This is a genomic window from Nocardiopsis sp. N85 (genome assembly GCF_028882275.1).
Taxonomy (GTDB): Bacteria; Actinomycetota; Actinomycetes; order Streptosporangiales; family Streptosporangiaceae; genus Nocardiopsis; species Nocardiopsis lambiniae.
The window spans coordinates 121,549-135,481 of sequence record NZ_JARBUT010000007.1 but is presented as its reverse complement, the minus strand read 5'-3'; the positions used below and the strand labels follow the sequence as shown (position 1 = coordinate 135,481).

Below are 13,933 nucleotides of genomic sequence, written 5' to 3'. Positions count from 1 at the left end.
TCGCGGTCCGCTCCCGGAACCTGGTCAGGCCGTGCGGCGGACGAGCAGAACATGGTCGATGACCTCGGCGGTGCGCCCGTCCGGCCCGGTGGCGATCCTGCGGGGCGCGTCGACCCGCTCGACCGTCCACGCCGCCGGGTCCAGATCGATGCCCGCGGCGACCTCCTGTGGGGTGGGGTGATGGGCGTCGGGATCCCGGTTCCACGACCACGGCGCGGTCGAGCCGTGGTCGACGACCAGTAGCCGTCCGTCCGGGCGCAGGGCGTGCGCGGCCGAGCGCAGGACGGCCGCCCGGTCCAGGTCGAAGGGGGTGTGGAGGTAGTGGGCGCAGACCAGGTCGAACCGGCCCTGTGGGAAGGAGGCGCGCAGATCGTGCCGCTCGGCGGTGATCACCTTCTCCAGACCGCCCGAGCGTGCGAGGCCGGCGAGCCGCTCGACCGCCACGGCCGAGATGTCGATCGCGGTGACGCGCCACCCCCGCCGGGCGAGCCACAGCGCGTCTCCGCCGGTGCCGCACCCCAGGTCCAGCGCGTCGCCGGGCGGCAGGTCCGTGACGATCTCGGTGAGACGGGCGTTCGGTCGCGGGTCGGTGGCGGCCGGTCGGGCCGCGTAAAGGTCGTCCCAGAACGCGACCGCGTCGGTGGTGCTCATGAGGGGCTCCTTCTGTCGAGGTGCGCTCAGTCTCGCCGGATCACCACGGTTCGGCACGAAAACTTGCGGTTCTGGCAAGATGGTCCCGTGGATCGTGAGACGCGGGACGTACTCGACGTGGTGGGCCCGAGGCTGCGCGCGCTGCGCCGCGAGCGCGGCGTCACCCTCGCCGACCTCGCGGAGGCGACCGGGGTCTCGGAGAGCACCCTGTCCCGACTGGAGAGCGGGCGACGCCGGGCGACATTGGAGTTGCTGCTGCCGCTGGCGCGCACCTACGACGTCCCGTTGGACGACCTCGTCTGCGCCCCGCGCACGGGCGATCCCCGCATCCACCTGAAGCCGATCCGGCGGTTCGGGATGACCTTCGTTCCGTTGTCCAGGCGGCCGGGCGGTACGCAGGCGTTCAAGATGATCATTCCCGCGCGGCCCGAACCGCTCGAACCGACCCCTCGGACACACGAGGGCTTCGAGTGGCTGTACGTGCTCAACGGCCGTCTGCGGCTCGTGCTCGGCGAGCACGACCTGACGCTGACGCCCGGTGAGGTGGCCGAGTTCGACACGTCCTCGCCGCACTGGTTGGGCAGCGCCGACGGCGGAGTGGTCGAACTCCTCATCCTCTTCGGCCTGCAAGGGGTGCGCGCGCACGTGCGCGCCGCCCCCGCCTCCACGTCCACGTCCACGTCCTCGGACCGCTGACCGGGCCCGGTCGCCCGATTGCCGTTCCCCGCGTCGCCGACCGGGTTCCGGTCGGCGGTCACCCCCGGATCACCGTCGCGATGGCCCGGAACGTGTCCGGGCGGAGGGGACGGGACCCCGATCGACGGGACGGCGGATGAGCCGTCGCCCCCACGTTCGCGGATCTGGAACGATCGGACCATGACCGACTCCATCACGCCACGGGACCTCGCCCGCCGCACCTCCGCCGCCGTCGACGCGGCCGTCGAGGCGGGGCGCGACCTCGGACTCACCGTTACCGACGCCAGGGTGCTCCACGACCTGTTCTCCGTCGTCGTCCACCTCGCGCCCGCACCGGTCGTGGCCCGGGTCCCCACCGTCCTGCCACCCTGTACGGACCTCGATTCCCTGGCGGACCGCCAGCGGTCCGAGTTGGACGTGACACGGTGGCTGGCGGATCGCGGGACCCCCGTGATCGAGCCCAGCCCCCTCGTGCCGCCGGAACCCGTTCGGCGCGATCGCTTCTCGATGACGTTCTGGCGGTTCGTCGAGGAGGACCGCGACAAGGAGCCCGACTACGCGGCGAACTCCGAAAGCGTCGCCGACCTGCACGCCGCGATGCGCGGGTACCCGGGCCGGCTGTCGTTCTTGTCCGCGGCCGAGCCGCGGTCCATCACGGAGGGCCTGGTCCTGCTCGAAGGGCACCCCGATCTCATCGGCCCGGCCGACCTGGACCGCGCGCGACGTGAGTGGCGGGTCCTGGAACCCCTCGTGTGCTCGCGTGCGGCGTTCGAGGAGGCGTTCCCCGGGATCGAACTCCAGCCGGTTCACGGCGACTCCCCGCCCGCGAACGTCTTCTCCGGGGTGAACGGGGACCTCTACGCCGATTTCGAGCTGGTCACCCTGGGTCCCGTCGAGTGGGACCTGGCGGCGCTGGGCCCCGACCTGGAATCGGCCTACGACCGAGGCGCGCGACGCAACGGCATGAGGACGCTGAACGAGGACGTCCTCGGTTTCGTGAACGCCGTCGGGATGCTGCGCGCCATCACCACCCTCGCGCTCGTACCGCGACTGCCCTCGTTGGTGGAGTACCTGGTGCCGGCCGTCGACCAGTGGCGGGAGATGCCGTTCGCCGGCGGCGTCGCCCACTGAGTCGGGCGCGGCACCGCCGTGGCCGTGGCCGACCAAGAGCAGGCTTCCGCCGAGGGCGACGGAGTCCAGGAGGCCGCGCGGTGCGGTCGGCGCGGAAGCGAAAAGCAGTGGACGGAGACCAGAGCGCGTCTCCTCCCTTCCCTCGCCACAGCCCACGTCGAGTGCCCGCCCCGACGGCGTATCGGCGACGTCGGTGACGAGCACCCGTTGGGGTCGCCACCGAAGAGCCGTTCGCGGCGGCCGTACGGTCTCGTCCCGGAACCGCGCGTCCATGGTTTTCGCCTCGGTGGTGGGGAGGGGCGTCCGTTGACGCCCCCGGGCCGTCCCCGTCCGGGAGGATCCGACAAAAACCTTTGCCGAAAAAGCAAAACGCGAATGCGCCGACAGGGCCTGCCCTAGCGGAGACGGGCCAGCAGGTGGGCGTCGAGGAGACCCCGCTCCGAGGCCGGGTCGTGGAGCAGGCGCGCGAACGTGGGGAGCCCGGCCTCGGCCATCACCTCGGCGAACCGGTCCGCCGGCCAGCCATAGGCGGGTGTCACCTTGTGGTCGAAGCGGATCGGCTCGGGCCCGTCGGTCGCGAAGAACGAGACCAGGAGCAGGCCACCCGGTGCCAGGACACGTGCCTGCTCTGCGAGCAGCGCGGGCAGTTCCCCTGGCGGGGTGTGGATCATCGAGTAATGGGCCAGCACGCCGCCGAGCGCGCCGTCCTCGACCGGCAGGGCCTCCATCCGCGCCTCGTCGAACCGCAGCGCCGGATGGGCCCGCCGGGCGTGGTCGACCATGGCCGGGGAGAGGTCGAGCCCGAAGGCGTCCAGCCCCAGGTCGTGCAGCATGGCCGTCAGGTGTCCGGGTCCGCACCCGACGTCGGCCGTCCGCCGGTTCCCCGTCCCGCGCACCAGCTCGGCGAAGGTGCCGATCATGTTCCGCGAGAACGGTCGTGTCTGCAACCGGTCGGCGAACATCGACGCGTACGGTTCGACGACGCCGTCGTAGGCCGCCCTGGTCTCATCCTGGTGTTCCGCCACGGGAAGGAAGTTAACACCCGCGGTCGGCGGCCGTCCTCCCGCCCCGGCCGGTTCCCGCCCGGAAGGATCCGAGGAAGGGGGGCGAACCAAGTAAGCCCGAAAGGGGCAACGGCCCCGCTCGCCCGTGATGTGAGCCCGTATTGGGTTGCGGTTCGGTGAAACCCCCACGCTCCTGATCGGCCTCTGGCTACCGTGTCCGCGACCCCTTGCCCCCGTTTCGGAGAGAGCCCGCCGGTGGCCTCGATCGAGCGCACGGCCTACCCGCAGTTCAAGAAGCCGGCCTCAGCGCGGATGCCGCACCTGTCCTTCACCCCCCAACGCCGACGAGATCACGTGGGCGAGTGAGCGCACCAACACCCCCGAGGCGCTGTTCGCGGTGGTGCTCGCGTTGAAGTGCCACCAGAAAATGGCGCGCCTCCCCTCCGCCGGCGAGGTCCCCGACGAGGTGGTCGACCACGTGCGCCACTACCCGGACCTGGACGAGGCCGTCGAACCCGACCACGGGTCGGGGCGCACCGCCAGGTGGCACCGCAAACAGATCCGCGCCCGCCAGGGCGTGACCTACGACCCGCCGCGGGCCCGCACGATCGCCGCCGAGGCGATCCGTGAGACCGCCCGGTCCAGGAACTACCCGCCCGACCTGATCAACGCCGCGCTGGACCGCCTGGTGGAGGCGTCGCTGGAGCTGCCGGGGTTCACCACCCTGAACGAGATGGCCACACGCATCCGCGGCGAGGTCAACGCCGAGATCTTCGCCCAGGTCAACGACCGCATGGGCGAGGAGGGCCAAGCTCGGCTGAAGGCCCTGGTGGCGGTGGCCGAGGACGGGTACTCGATGGTCGACCGCCTCAAGAAGCCCGCCCAGCGGGCGACCTGGTCGCGGTTCAAGGCCCAGGTCGCCTCCATGGCCGAGGTGGACGAGCTCGGCGACACCCACACCTGGTTGGAGGGCGTCACCCTCACCAAGATCACCGGCTTGGCGGCTCGCCGTGGCTTCAGGAGTAGTGGGCCTTCTTCGGCGGCGGGGTGGACGGGTGCTTCGCGGGAGCGAACTGTCCCGTGGCGATCAGGACCACGACGAACGCGAGCGGCACGATCCACCCGCTCCAGCCGAGGACCGTCGCCTGCGTGGTGTCGACGTGCTCTCCCGCCGAGGCGAAAAGGAGGTAGGTCCCGCCCGCCCCGTTGAACGCGGCATGTGCCAGGGCTGCGGGCCACACGGATCCCGATCGGAGCCTCAGCCAGCCGAAGACCGCGCCGACCAGAACGCACATGCCGACCATCGCGGTCAAGCCGAGCCAGCCCGGTGCATCCGGGTAGTTGTACCCGAGGAGGATGAGCGGAGCATGCCAAAGGCCCCAGATCACGCCAGAGACCAGGAGGGCTGGGAGTGTACCGAGCGGTATCAGTTTCGGGAGCAGCCACCCTCGCCACCCGAGTTCCTCGCCCAGCGCCGGGATGAGGTTGATGAACGCCGCCAAGGGGAGTATGGCGATCTGGATGGCGATGAGCGCGCCGGTTGGTATCGGGATTTCGGCCGCTCCTGCGCTGCCCGCCTGCTCGTCGAGAACCTGCCGGAACGCGGAGAAGTTCGTGAAGTCGGCCGGATAGACCCCCAGCAGCGCGCCGACCGGGAGCGCCACCAGGACCAGCGCGATGGGCACGAAGATTCCCAGCGCCGAGTAGACGAGGAGTCCGCGAACCGGTCTCAGCGGCCACAGTCCGAGCGTCCACGCCTTCTGCTGCGGCCGCTCCACGAAGAACACGACGACGAGAGCGGCGATCGCGGGGGTCATCATCGTGGCGGTCGCCACGAGGGTGAACCAGGGGCTGGCGAGTCCGTCACCGAACCAGAGCGGGAGCGCGAGGAGCCAGGCGAGCGCGAAGGCCAGGGTGGTGAACACGCCGATGGATCGCAGATCGCGGCCGCTCATGCGGGGCCCGCCTTGGGTCGTGGTCGTCTTCGATCCGTCCGGAGATTCGATGGTCACGACGTCTGCCCTTCGAGGATGTGCAGACCGGCGATGGTGCGGTCGTCGCGGAACGCGATCCGTGCCGTGTAGTCGCCCGCCTCGAACGCGAGCGGTGTGTTCGTGATCGTCACGTCGCCGGCCCGGGTGACCGCCGGCTCACCACGACCTTCGAAGGCTCCTGACAGGCCGACGATCTGCGCCCACGCGGCCGCGAGCGCGTCCTCCGACAGGCCATCGCGCATGGTCGGATCGAACTGCTCGGTGACACGCGTCCATTGCCCGGAAGCGAGGTTCTCGATCACCGAGGCGGCCAGTTCGGCAACGCGGGGGAGTGGCGTGGTGTTCATGGGTTCTCCTGTTCTGGGATCGATCGGTTTGCCATAGCGCTGAAACGCCGCTTGCCTGCTCACACCGAGCGCGTCGCCGATGACCTGCCACGTAGCGCCGTTCTGGCGCGCCTGCTGCACGACAGCACGCACGACGTCATCGGCGGCCGTCTGCATGCTCACGGCACGTCCTATCGAGTCGGCCCAGTCGTCGTCCTTCGTCAGGACACGTGACGCGAGGAACGCCTCCGTGCGCGCCTTCAAGACCCGCATCGCATCTGTCAATCCTTCTTGCACTTGTAAAGGATAGCTTTACAACCGGACTGTGCGCCAGGAGGGTGCGCGCAACGATGTGCGAAACTGCCCGACCGGGTGTGTCCGCCCACCGTGAGGGCTCATCCACCGCCTCGTAGTCTTTCCTCTGGCGCGGGCGTGGTGTGCATCGGATGCCGCACCGCAGCCGTCGCCAAGATCCGATCTGCGTCAAGGTGTTCGAGGAGAAGGTCAGCGGCAAGCTCAAGGTGAGCGACCGGCCCGCCCTGAAGGCCGCCCTGGACTACATGCGCCCCGGCGACATGCTCACCGTCGCCGAGGCCGACCGGCTGGGCCGAACCTCCTCGAAGGGCTGATCGTGCTCAACGACCTGTTCGAGCAAGGGGTAGCGGTCAAGATCCTGGACGGCATCGCCGCCGGAGAACACACCGAGCGCAGCCTGACCCTGGACCTGGCGCTCGCCCTGGCCGAGGACCGCCGCCGCGACATCGTCCGCAAGACCCGCAACGGCCTGGAATCGGCCGCCGGGGCCGGCCGCAAGGGCGGACGCCCCCGCGTGGTCGACCCTTGGTGCGTTTGCCCGCGTCATAGCCCTGCTCGGACTCGGCGACGTTGGAGGAGGTCGGTGTGGCCTGGATGTCGATGATCGCCGCGCTGGGCTCGGCCTGGCGCCCGGCCGCGCGGCGGGTGCTTTGGCGCAGCAGGTCGTGGATGTGCTCGGTGGTGCCGTCGGCCTGCCATCGGGCGAAGTGGCCGTGGACGGTCTTGTAGGGCGGCAAGTCGTGGGGCGGGTACTCCCAGGCGATACCGGTGCGGTTGACGTACAAGATGGCGTTGACGATCTCGCGTAGGTCGTGGACGGGTTTTTTGATGCCCAGGCCGCGACGGGCATCACGCCAGGCGGTCAGGGTCGGCTCGATGAGAGCCCAGCGTTCGTCGGACAGGTCGGTGCGGTAGGGGCGTCGGGAGGCCATATCCGCTGGACTGCCAGGTGATCGCCTTTCATGGGGTGGTTTCGCGGTGGTCCCGGATCATCGGATCAGGATGATCCGGGACCAAAACAAGCAAGACGCCCTCTCAGAGGCCGAGAAGCGGGAGGCGTTCACCGGATGGTTGCACGAGGACGATCACCACCGGTTCCACACCGCGATCAACGGCCCTCCCGCCTCCCGCGTACCTAACCTCTCAGGGCAGTACACCAGGACGGTCGGTTCCATGTCCGGTGATCCTCGTAGGGGTCGCTGCGCGGTGCCCCTGGTTTCGCATTCACGGTGTTCTGGGCCCACGTCGGTGTCCTGCCGGCACGGCCCGCCGGCCGTGCGGTTCAGCCTTCTCCCCAAGCACCCACCGTCAATCACAGGAGGAGATGGAGGAGCACCGACATCCCCGTGCTCGTCAACATCCTTGTCCATCTCCGTGTTCTTGCCCATGACCATCACCTACCCGCTGACCAGACGATTGCCGCTTTCCGGCGTACTTGGTTCGCCCCCCAGGAAGACCTTCGCCGGGAAAGCAGGGCGCGAACGCGCCGTGTGCCGTACGGGGCCCTCTCCGGGACGTGTCACCCGATGCGGTCGTAGACCAGGCCGACCGTCCCGTGTTCCCCTGCGGTGTGGGAGACCAGCGACCACTTCCCGGTCGGCAGTCCGTCATCGAAGAGCCTGGGCCCGCCGCCGACGAACTCCGGGAAGATCATCAGCGCCAGCCGGTCGACCCTGTCCGCCGCGAGCAGCGCCCGGATGACGCTCGCGCTGGACAGCACGAGGACGTCCCCGCCCTCCTCCGCCTTGAGCCTGTCGACCACATCTGCGGCGGGCGCGTTCTCGACGCGCGTGCGCTCCCACGGGGGGTCGGTGAGGGTGCCGGAGAGCACCACCTTCTCGGCTTCCACCAGCCAGGAGGCGAACCCCCGGTCCCGCGCGTCGGCGGACCCGTCGTCGGCGACGGGCGGCCAGTACCCCATGAACCCCTCGGCGTTGACCCGTCCCAGCAGCGCGGTGGTGGCGGTCCGCCACAGCTCGCTCAGATGGTCGCGGGCGACGTCGGTGGTGGCGTACGGCATCACCCATCCGAGGTCGTGCGGGCCTGCGGGTCCCGCGTACCTTCCGTCGAGGGTGAGGCTCATGTTGGTGACGACCCTGCGGCCGGTGTGTCCGTTCACGATGGTTCCTCTTCTCGGTCCTGCTGGGGGGAGGCGCCGCCGGTGACGGCGGCGGTGAGCTTGTCGAGCGACTGGTTCCAGCCGATCTCGATGCCGGCGACGAACTCGGCGGAGGCGACGGCGCTGTCGGTGATCCGCAGGCGCACGGCCAGCCCGGTTCCGCCCTCGGTGTCGGAGAGCGTGAACTCGTAGTGGCCCGTGAACGCGGTCCCGCCGTCCGGGAGGAGCGGGGAGAGGCGGAGGACGATCCGCTCCCCCTCGGCGACCTCGTCCACGACGCCCTCGGCACGGCCCACGGTGCCGTCCACACCGGAGGTGTCGGCCGCGTCGCGATAGGCGAGCACGGCCCGCCCGCCGGGTCGGGGCTCCAAGGCCGCCTCGGTGACGGTCAGATCGTTCGGCGCCCACCAGCGCGCGAGCAGGTCGGGCTCGGTGAGGTGGCTCCACACGGTCGCCCGCGACGCCCGCAGGACGCGATCGAACACGAAGGTCCGCTCGTCGGCCCAGCGTGCGCGGTCGGCGGCGCGCGTCTCGGCCTCGACGGCGGCGAAGTAGGCCTCGAAGGTCTCCCGGCCGCCCCGGTGCGCCTCCGCCGTGTCGGCGAGTCCGGTCAACAGTGCGGCCAGCTCGCGGAGCGGTTCCGGTTCGAGGGCGTAGACCCGCCGGTTGGCGGACCTCCGGGAGACCACCAGTCCCGCTCGCTCCAGTCGTTGCAGGTGCTTGGTCGCCTGGGGTTGGCGCAGTCCCGTTCGTTCCGCGATCACCCCCACCGACAGCGGTCGCTCCGTCAGCAGGCGGACGATGCGCAAGCGGGCGGGCTCGCCCAGAGCCTCCAGTCGTTCGTGCATGACCTCGATTATTCTCCCATGCGAATATTCTTGTCAATGAATATGGAGATGTCGATCGTCCACCGTCGGAAGGAGACGGAGAAGACGGCTCCGAGCCGCCATGTGTACCGAGGGGCGCGACGGGTAGCCGCCCACACGAAGCGCACACGCGCCGTCAAGGCGCAGGGAAGGGAGGAGCGTCCATGGCACACGATGACCGCGTCGATGGAGCGACCGAGTTCGACGACTACGACCGTGTGGCGATCGTGACCGGCGCCGACAGCGGTATCGGCCGGGCGATCGCCATCCGTCTCGCCCGGATGGGCTTCGCCGTCGGAATCACCTACCACAGCGACGAGGAGGGCATCGCCCGCACCGAGAGCGAGATCCGTGAGACCGGACGCCGGGTGGCCGTGCGCCGGCACGACCTCACCGACCCGCCACGCGGCGCTGAGGCCGTCTCGGCCCTGATCGAGGAACTCGGCGGGGTGGGCGTCCTGGTCAACAACGCGGGGATCGGTTCCGGAGAGCACCTCCTGGAGACCGACTACGAGCGCTGGCGCCAGGTCCTGGCGGTGGACCTGGACGCGCCCTTCCTGTGCTCGAAGATCGCGGCCTCGTACATGCGCGACGCCGGTCGCGGCGGCCGCATCATCAACATCACCAGCGTGCACGAGGAGTATCCGCGGGTGACCGCCGGCGCCTATTGCGCGGCCAAGGGCGGGCTGAAGCTGCTCACCCGCGTCCTGGCCCTGGAACTGGGCCTGTACGGCATCACCGTGAACGCCGTCGCGCCGGGCGAGATCGCCACGCCCATGACCGGCCGGCACGAGGAGGAACCCGCGCTGGACTCGCGCGCCGGGTACCCGCTGCCCCGACCGGGCCACGCCTACGAGGTGGCGGAGGCCGTGTCGTTCCTGGCCGACCCGAAGGCGTCCTACGTCACCGGGGCCTCGCTGTTCGTCGACGGCGGGCTCTCCTTGATGGGACCCCAGGCCGGAGGCGCGCTCCAGGACGCCACCTGGCGGGCGGGGTGACCCACGAACGAAACGGCCGCCTCCCCGTTCCGGGCCCCCTCGGTCCGGTTCTGCCCCACGGCGGGTGCAAAATCCCGATGGGCGGGTAGGGCGGCCACCACGGCGCCGTGAGGGGCGGCGCCCGCTATGCGAGGAGGCGAAGGAGAATGGCAACGCTCACCGGTCGCCGGGTCGCGTTCCTGGCCGCGGACGGGGTCGAGCAGGTCGAGTTGGAGCAACCCCGTCGGACCCTGCGCGAGGCCGGGGCCGACACCGAACTGCTGTCCCTCAAGGACGGCGAGATCCAGGCCATGAACGGCGACATCGAACCGGCCGACGTCTTCCGGGTCGACCGCCGGGTGTCGGAGGCCTCGGTCGACGACTACGACTACCTGGTCCTGCCCGGAGGGACCGTCAACCCCGACAACCTGCGCTCCGACTCGGACGCGATCCGGTTCGTCAAGGAGTTCGCGGCGGCCGGCAAGCCCATCGCGGCGATCTGCCACGGACCGTGGGTGCTGGTGGAGGCCGATCTGGTGCGCGGCCGCACGGTGACCTCCTACCCGAGCATCCGCACCGACGTGCGCAACGCCGGCGGTCACGTGGTCGAGGCCGAGGTGGTCACCGACGCGGGCATCACCACCAGCCGCAACCCCGGTGACCTGCCCGCGTTCTGCGAACGGATCATCGAGGAACTGACCCGGGCCTGACGGGGCACCGGCGAACCGGGGCGGGGCCGACACGGGCTCCGCCCCCGGCGACCGCGTCGGCCGGTCCGGGACGTGGACGTCCCGGACCCGTCTCCGAGAGCGTGCCCCGGGGACACGACGACGGGCCCGCCGAGAACGGCGGGCCCGTCGTCGTGCCGTGATCAGTCGGTGTCGGGATGGCGTCGCAGGTGGACGACGGCCGCGATCAGCCCTCCCCACAGCAGGACCATCGAGACGATCATCATGACGATCGCGCTGGTGGACATCAGCGGTCACCCTCCTCGGTGTCAGTGGTCCCGCTCTTGAGGCGTTCGGCGTCCTGGGCGGCCATCCGGTCGGCCCGACGCCAGGGCACCAGCGCGACGACCACGCCGATGACGATGGCGCCGATGGCCACACCCCAACCGGCCGAGAGCAGGAACCCGACCGGGTAACCGCCGTAGTTCTCGGCCAGCTCCGCGCGCAGGCTGTCCCACATCATGAAGCCCAGCAGGATCGGTGTGATCACACCCAGGGTGATCTTCCACCACGCGCCCAGGCGGATGGAGGAGACGGCGTTGGTGTGCTCCTGGAAGACCGGCAGGCGGCGCAGCACCCAACCGAACACGATGAGCGTCACCAGGGCGGCCAGGACGATGCCGTACTGGTTGATGAAGCGGTCGAACACGTCCAGGTAGTACAGGCCCTCGTGCGTGGGGAAGACCAGCACGGACACCAGGGCGATGACGCCGCCGACCATCAGGACGGCCTGGAGGCGGCCCAGCCCGACACGGTCCTGCACCGCGGAGACCACGACCTCGACGATGCTGATCAACGAGCTGAGACCGGCGATCACCAGCGAGGCGAAGAACAGCACACCGAACATCGACCCGCCGAAGGGCAGGGTGGAGATGATCTGCGGGAAGGCGATGAAGGCCAACCCGATGCCCGAGGTGGCGACCTCGTCCACGGCGCTGCCGGCGGCCGTGGCCATGAACCCCAGGGCCGCGAACACACCGATGCCGGCCAGCAGCTCGAAGGAGCTGTTGGCGAAACCGGCCACCATCGCCGAGCCGGTCAGGTCGGCCTTGCGCTTCAGGTAGGAGGCGTAGGTGACCATGATGCCGAAACCGATCGACAGGGAGAAGAAGATCTGCCCGTAGGCCGCCACCCACACCCCACCGTCGAGCATGGCGCTCCAGTCGGGGGTGAACAGGGCGTCCAGACCCGTGGTGGCGCCCTCCAGGGTGAGCGCCTGCACCACCATGATGAGGAACAGGACCACCAGCAGCGGGATGAAGATCCGGTTGGCCCTCTCGACGCCCTTGCGGATGCCCAGGGCCAGGATGGCCAGCACCACGACCCACACGGCGATGAGCGGCAGGGCCACGGCGGGCACGTACCCGGTGACACCGCCCGGGGTCTCGCTCATCTGAAGGTATTCGCCGAAGAAGAACCCGTTGGGGTCGTCCCCCCAGGCCTCGGTGACGGAGAACCAGATGTAGGAGGCGCTCCAGGCGATGATCGCCCCGTAGTAGACGGCGATCACGAAACAGATCGCCACCTGCCACCAGCCGATGGCCTCCGCCGGTCGAGAGATCCGCCGATAGGCCAGCGGGGCCGACGACCGGTACCTGTGACCGATCGAGTACTCCAGGATCAGCAGCGGGATACCGGCGGTCAGCAGGGCCACCAGGTAGGGCACCAGGAACGCCCCGCCGCCGTTGTCATAGGCGATGTAGGGGAATCGCCAGATGTTGCCGAGTCCGACGGCGGATCCGATCGCCGCCATCAGGAAGCCCGCGCGCGTCCCCCACTGCTCGCGAGTCTGTTGGACCATGTTCAGGTCTCCTCATCATGCCGTCGTTGCGCGCCCCGCACGCTAGCAGGAATGTGGACGGAACAGCACGTTCCGACAGCCTGGAACGGCGGTTCGTCTCGCCCCTTCGGGGCCGTGGCGATCAAACGTCCATGGTGTGCTCAAGCCCGCGACGGTCGATGAGGGCGACTTGACCGTGATGTTCAGTGCGCCTTGTCGAACCGTCGGCGCCCGCCTGGAGGCGGGCCTCGACGGGGCCGGGCGGGCTATCGGCCGCTGTGGTGACGCGGCCGGGACCGCAGTCGCGCGTTGGGCAGGCCGGGAGCGGGCAGTGCCGCCCCACCGTCGCCGATGACCTCGCCGAACCGGCGGCCCTCACCGGGCGCGGTGCGCCCGGCCTCCCAGGCGTCGCGGGCGGCGACGATCTCGTCGTGGTCGCGCCCCACGAAGTTCCACCACATGACGAGGTCCTCGGTGAACGGTTCCCCGCCCAACAGCAGCAGGTGGGCCGGCTCCGCCGACTCCGGTACCGACAGCTCCACCTCCGTGCGCCCCTGCCCCAGGTAGAGCAGGGCCCCGGCCTCCACCCGGTGGCCGAGCAGCGACACGGGCGCGTCCAAGGGCAGCACCCCGTGTTCGAAGTCGGGGTCCAGGGGCAGGCGCACCCGCGCCCCGGGTTCGACGAGCACCTCGGCGCCGACCAGCGGGGTGTGCGCCGTGGCGGCGGAACGGTGTCCGGCCACCTCGCCGACGATCACCGTGATCCGGGCCCCCGGCACCTCGAACACGGGCAGATCGGCGTGGTGCTCGAAGACGGGCGTCCCGTCGCGGGCCCCGTCGGGCAGGGCCACCCACAGTTGGGCGCCGTGCAGCAGGGCGGGCGCGTCGGCGGGGGTGCGTTCGGAGTGCGCGATGCCGTGCCCGGCGCTCATGAGGTTGAGCTGGCCGGGCCGGACCAGCCGGTCGGAGCCGAGGCTGTCGCGGTGGTGGACCGAACCCCGGACCAGCCAGCTGACCGTTTGCAGTCCGATGTGCGGGTGCGGGGGCACCTGCATGCCCTCGCCGGCCGAGACGTCGTCGGGACCGTAGACGTCGGCGAAACACCAGGCGCCGATCATGCGCCGGTGCTTGCCGGGGAGGGCGCGGCGGACCAGCATGGCGCGGGGCCCGCCGAGGGGGACCTCGCGGGGCAGGAGGAGTTCGGCGTCGGGGTCGGGTGCGGCGGGTGCGGCCTCTCCGCCGCAGACGCTCTCTTCGACGGGATGGGTTTCGAGGTTGCTCACATCGCCGACGGTAGTCGAGTCGACGGTGCCGACAGCGGGTGACACGGCGTGCGGCCCCGACGG

The 13,933-nt window shown here is 70.3% G+C and carries 15 protein-coding genes and 3 pseudogenes; 8 read left to right on the top strand and 10 right to left on the bottom strand.

The window, feature by feature from the left end:
• Nucleotides 1-24: 24 nt before the first annotated feature.
• Complete coding sequence (locus PWG71_RS12140) at nt 25-651, bottom strand: class I SAM-dependent methyltransferase (RefSeq protein ID WP_274809784.1); 627 nt, start codon at nt 649-651, stop codon at nt 25-27.
• Between the two features lie 87 nt (nt 652-738).
• Between PWG71_RS12140 and PWG71_RS12135 the strand changes: the two genes are divergently transcribed.
• Together PWG71_RS12135 and PWG71_RS12130 are read left to right on the top strand one after the other, a co-directional pair.
• Nucleotides 739-1,347, top strand: a complete 609-nt coding sequence (locus PWG71_RS12135; protein ID WP_274809783.1) for a helix-turn-helix domain-containing protein — start codon at nt 739-741, stop codon at nt 1,345-1,347.
• A gap of 180 nt (nt 1,348-1,527) precedes the next feature.
• Nucleotides 1,528-2,478 (top strand): aminoglycoside phosphotransferase family protein, encoded by a 951-nt coding sequence (locus tag PWG71_RS12130; RefSeq protein WP_274809782.1) that lies wholly within the window; start codon nt 1,528-1,530, stop codon nt 2,476-2,478.
• A 395-nt stretch (nt 2,479-2,873) separates the two neighbouring features.
• Here the strand turns inward: PWG71_RS12130 and PWG71_RS12125 are convergent, their stop codons facing one another.
• Nucleotides 2,874-3,503, bottom strand: a complete 630-nt coding sequence (locus PWG71_RS12125; RefSeq protein ID WP_274809781.1) for a class I SAM-dependent methyltransferase — start codon at nt 3,501-3,503, stop codon at nt 2,874-2,876.
• A gap of 234 nt (nt 3,504-3,737) precedes the next feature.
• Here PWG71_RS12125 and PWG71_RS28800 point away from each other — a divergent pair.
• Nucleotides 3,738-4,485 (top strand): annotated as a pseudogene (locus PWG71_RS28800) (DUF4158 domain-containing protein); the annotation flags it as partial.
• 13 nt (nt 4,486-4,498) lie between these two features.
• Here PWG71_RS28800 and PWG71_RS12110 read toward each other — a convergent pair.
• Both PWG71_RS12110 and PWG71_RS12105 read right to left on the bottom strand, forming a co-directional pair.
• Nucleotides 4,499-5,437: a CPBP family intramembrane glutamic endopeptidase gene (locus tag PWG71_RS12110; RefSeq protein ID WP_274809780.1), complete on the bottom strand. Its 939-nt coding sequence runs from the start codon at nt 5,435-5,437 to the stop codon at nt 4,499-4,501.
• Nucleotides 5,438-5,490: 53 nt separating this feature from the next.
• Nucleotides 5,491-6,075: a DUF3887 domain-containing protein gene (locus PWG71_RS12105; RefSeq protein WP_274809937.1), complete on the bottom strand. Its 585-nt coding sequence runs from the start codon at nt 6,073-6,075 to the stop codon at nt 5,491-5,493.
• Between the two features lie 173 nt (nt 6,076-6,248).
• On the opposite strand from PWG71_RS12105, the gene PWG71_RS12100 reads away from it, so the two are divergent.
• Together PWG71_RS12100 and PWG71_RS12095 are read left to right on the top strand one after the other, a co-directional pair.
• Nucleotides 6,249-6,431: a recombinase family protein gene (locus PWG71_RS12100; RefSeq protein ID WP_274809779.1), complete on the top strand. Its 183-nt coding sequence runs from the start codon at nt 6,249-6,251 to the stop codon at nt 6,429-6,431.
• A gap of 2 nt (nt 6,432-6,433) precedes the next feature.
• The gene (locus tag PWG71_RS12095) at nt 6,434-6,721 is read left to right on the top strand and encodes a hypothetical protein (RefSeq protein WP_274809778.1); all 288 of its coding nucleotides are present in this window, start codon (nt 6,434-6,436) and stop codon (nt 6,719-6,721) included.
• 73 nt (nt 6,722-6,794) lie between these two features.
• On the opposite strand, the pseudogene PWG71_RS28795 reads toward PWG71_RS12095, so the two are convergent.
• Nucleotides 6,795-7,049, bottom strand: a pseudogene (locus tag PWG71_RS28795) (transposase); the annotation flags it as partial.
• A 127-nt stretch (nt 7,050-7,176) separates the two neighbouring features.
• Here PWG71_RS28795 and PWG71_RS12090 point away from each other — a divergent pair.
• Nucleotides 7,177-7,275 (top strand): annotated as a pseudogene (locus PWG71_RS12090) (IS481 family transposase); the annotation flags it as partial.
• A 361-nt stretch (nt 7,276-7,636) separates the two neighbouring features.
• Here PWG71_RS12090 and PWG71_RS12085 read toward each other — a convergent pair.
• Nucleotides 7,637-8,236: a dihydrofolate reductase family protein gene (locus PWG71_RS12085; protein WP_274809777.1), complete on the bottom strand. Its 600-nt coding sequence runs from the start codon at nt 8,234-8,236 to the stop codon at nt 7,637-7,639.
• Nucleotides 8,233-9,084, bottom strand: coding sequence for a metalloregulator ArsR/SmtB family transcription factor (locus PWG71_RS12080; RefSeq protein ID WP_274809776.1), 852 nt, complete (start codon nt 9,082-9,084; stop codon nt 8,233-8,235). Before PWG71_RS12080 ends, PWG71_RS12085 begins: the two co-directional genes overlap by 4 nt.
• Before the next feature lie 182 nt (nt 9,085-9,266).
• On the opposite strand from PWG71_RS12080, the gene PWG71_RS12075 reads away from it, so the two are divergent.
• Nucleotides 9,267-10,100 (top strand): SDR family oxidoreductase, encoded by an 834-nt coding sequence (locus PWG71_RS12075; protein WP_274809775.1) that lies wholly within the window; start codon nt 9,267-9,269, stop codon nt 10,098-10,100.
• A gap of 146 nt (nt 10,101-10,246) precedes the next feature.
• A complete protein-coding gene (locus tag PWG71_RS12070) occupies nt 10,247-10,789 on the top strand; it encodes a type 1 glutamine amidotransferase domain-containing protein (RefSeq protein WP_274809774.1) in 543 nt (180 codons plus the stop codon).
• A gap of 161 nt (nt 10,790-10,950) precedes the next feature.
• Here the strand turns inward: PWG71_RS12070 and PWG71_RS12065 are convergent, their stop codons facing one another.
• From PWG71_RS12065 to PWG71_RS12055, 3 genes are all read right to left on the bottom strand, one after another.
• Nucleotides 10,951-11,055, bottom strand: coding sequence for a methionine/alanine import family NSS transporter small subunit (locus tag PWG71_RS12065; protein ID WP_274809773.1), 105 nt, complete (start codon nt 11,053-11,055; stop codon nt 10,951-10,953).
• Entirely contained in the window at nt 11,055-12,608 is a 1,554-nt protein-coding gene (locus tag PWG71_RS12060; protein ID WP_274809772.1) for a sodium-dependent transporter, read from the bottom strand. Before PWG71_RS12060 ends, PWG71_RS12065 begins: the two co-directional genes overlap by 1 nt.
• A 245-nt stretch (nt 12,609-12,853) precedes the next feature.
• A complete protein-coding gene (locus PWG71_RS12055) occupies nt 12,854-13,870 on the bottom strand; it encodes a pirin family protein (protein ID WP_274809771.1) in 1,017 nt (338 codons plus the stop codon).
• Between the last annotated feature and the right edge of the window lie 63 nt (nt 13,871-13,933).

Coding starts and splice junctions, on each gene's coding strand:
- PWG71_RS12080 (WP_274809776.1), bottom strand. CDS start 9,084: ATGCACGAACGACTGGAGGCTCTGGGCGAGCCCGCCCGCTTGCGCATC.
- PWG71_RS12060 (WP_274809772.1), bottom strand. CDS start 12,608: ATGGTCCAACAGACTCGCGAGCAGTGGGGGACGCGCGCGGGCTTCCTG.
- PWG71_RS12075 (WP_274809775.1), top strand. CDS start 9,267: ATGGCACACGATGACCGCGTCGATGGAGCGACCGAGTTCGACGACTAC.
- PWG71_RS12110 (WP_274809780.1), bottom strand. CDS start 5,437: ATGAGCGGCCGCGATCTGCGATCCATCGGCGTGTTCACCACCCTGGCC.
- PWG71_RS12105 (WP_274809937.1), bottom strand. CDS start 6,075: ATGCGGGTCTTGAAGGCGCGCACGGAGGCGTTCCTCGCGTCACGTGTC.
- PWG71_RS12140 (WP_274809784.1), bottom strand. CDS start 651: ATGAGCACCACCGACGCGGTCGCGTTCTGGGACGACCTTTACGCGGCC.
- PWG71_RS12065 (WP_274809773.1), bottom strand. CDS start 11,055: ATGTCCACCAGCGCGATCGTCATGATGATCGTCTCGATGGTCCTGCTG.
- PWG71_RS12100 (WP_274809779.1), top strand. CDS start 6,249: ATGCCGCACCGCAGCCGTCGCCAAGATCCGATCTGCGTCAAGGTGTTC.
- PWG71_RS12070 (WP_274809774.1), top strand. CDS start 10,247: ATGGCAACGCTCACCGGTCGCCGGGTCGCGTTCCTGGCCGCGGACGGG.
- PWG71_RS12130 (WP_274809782.1), top strand. CDS start 1,528: ATGACCGACTCCATCACGCCACGGGACCTCGCCCGCCGCACCTCCGCC.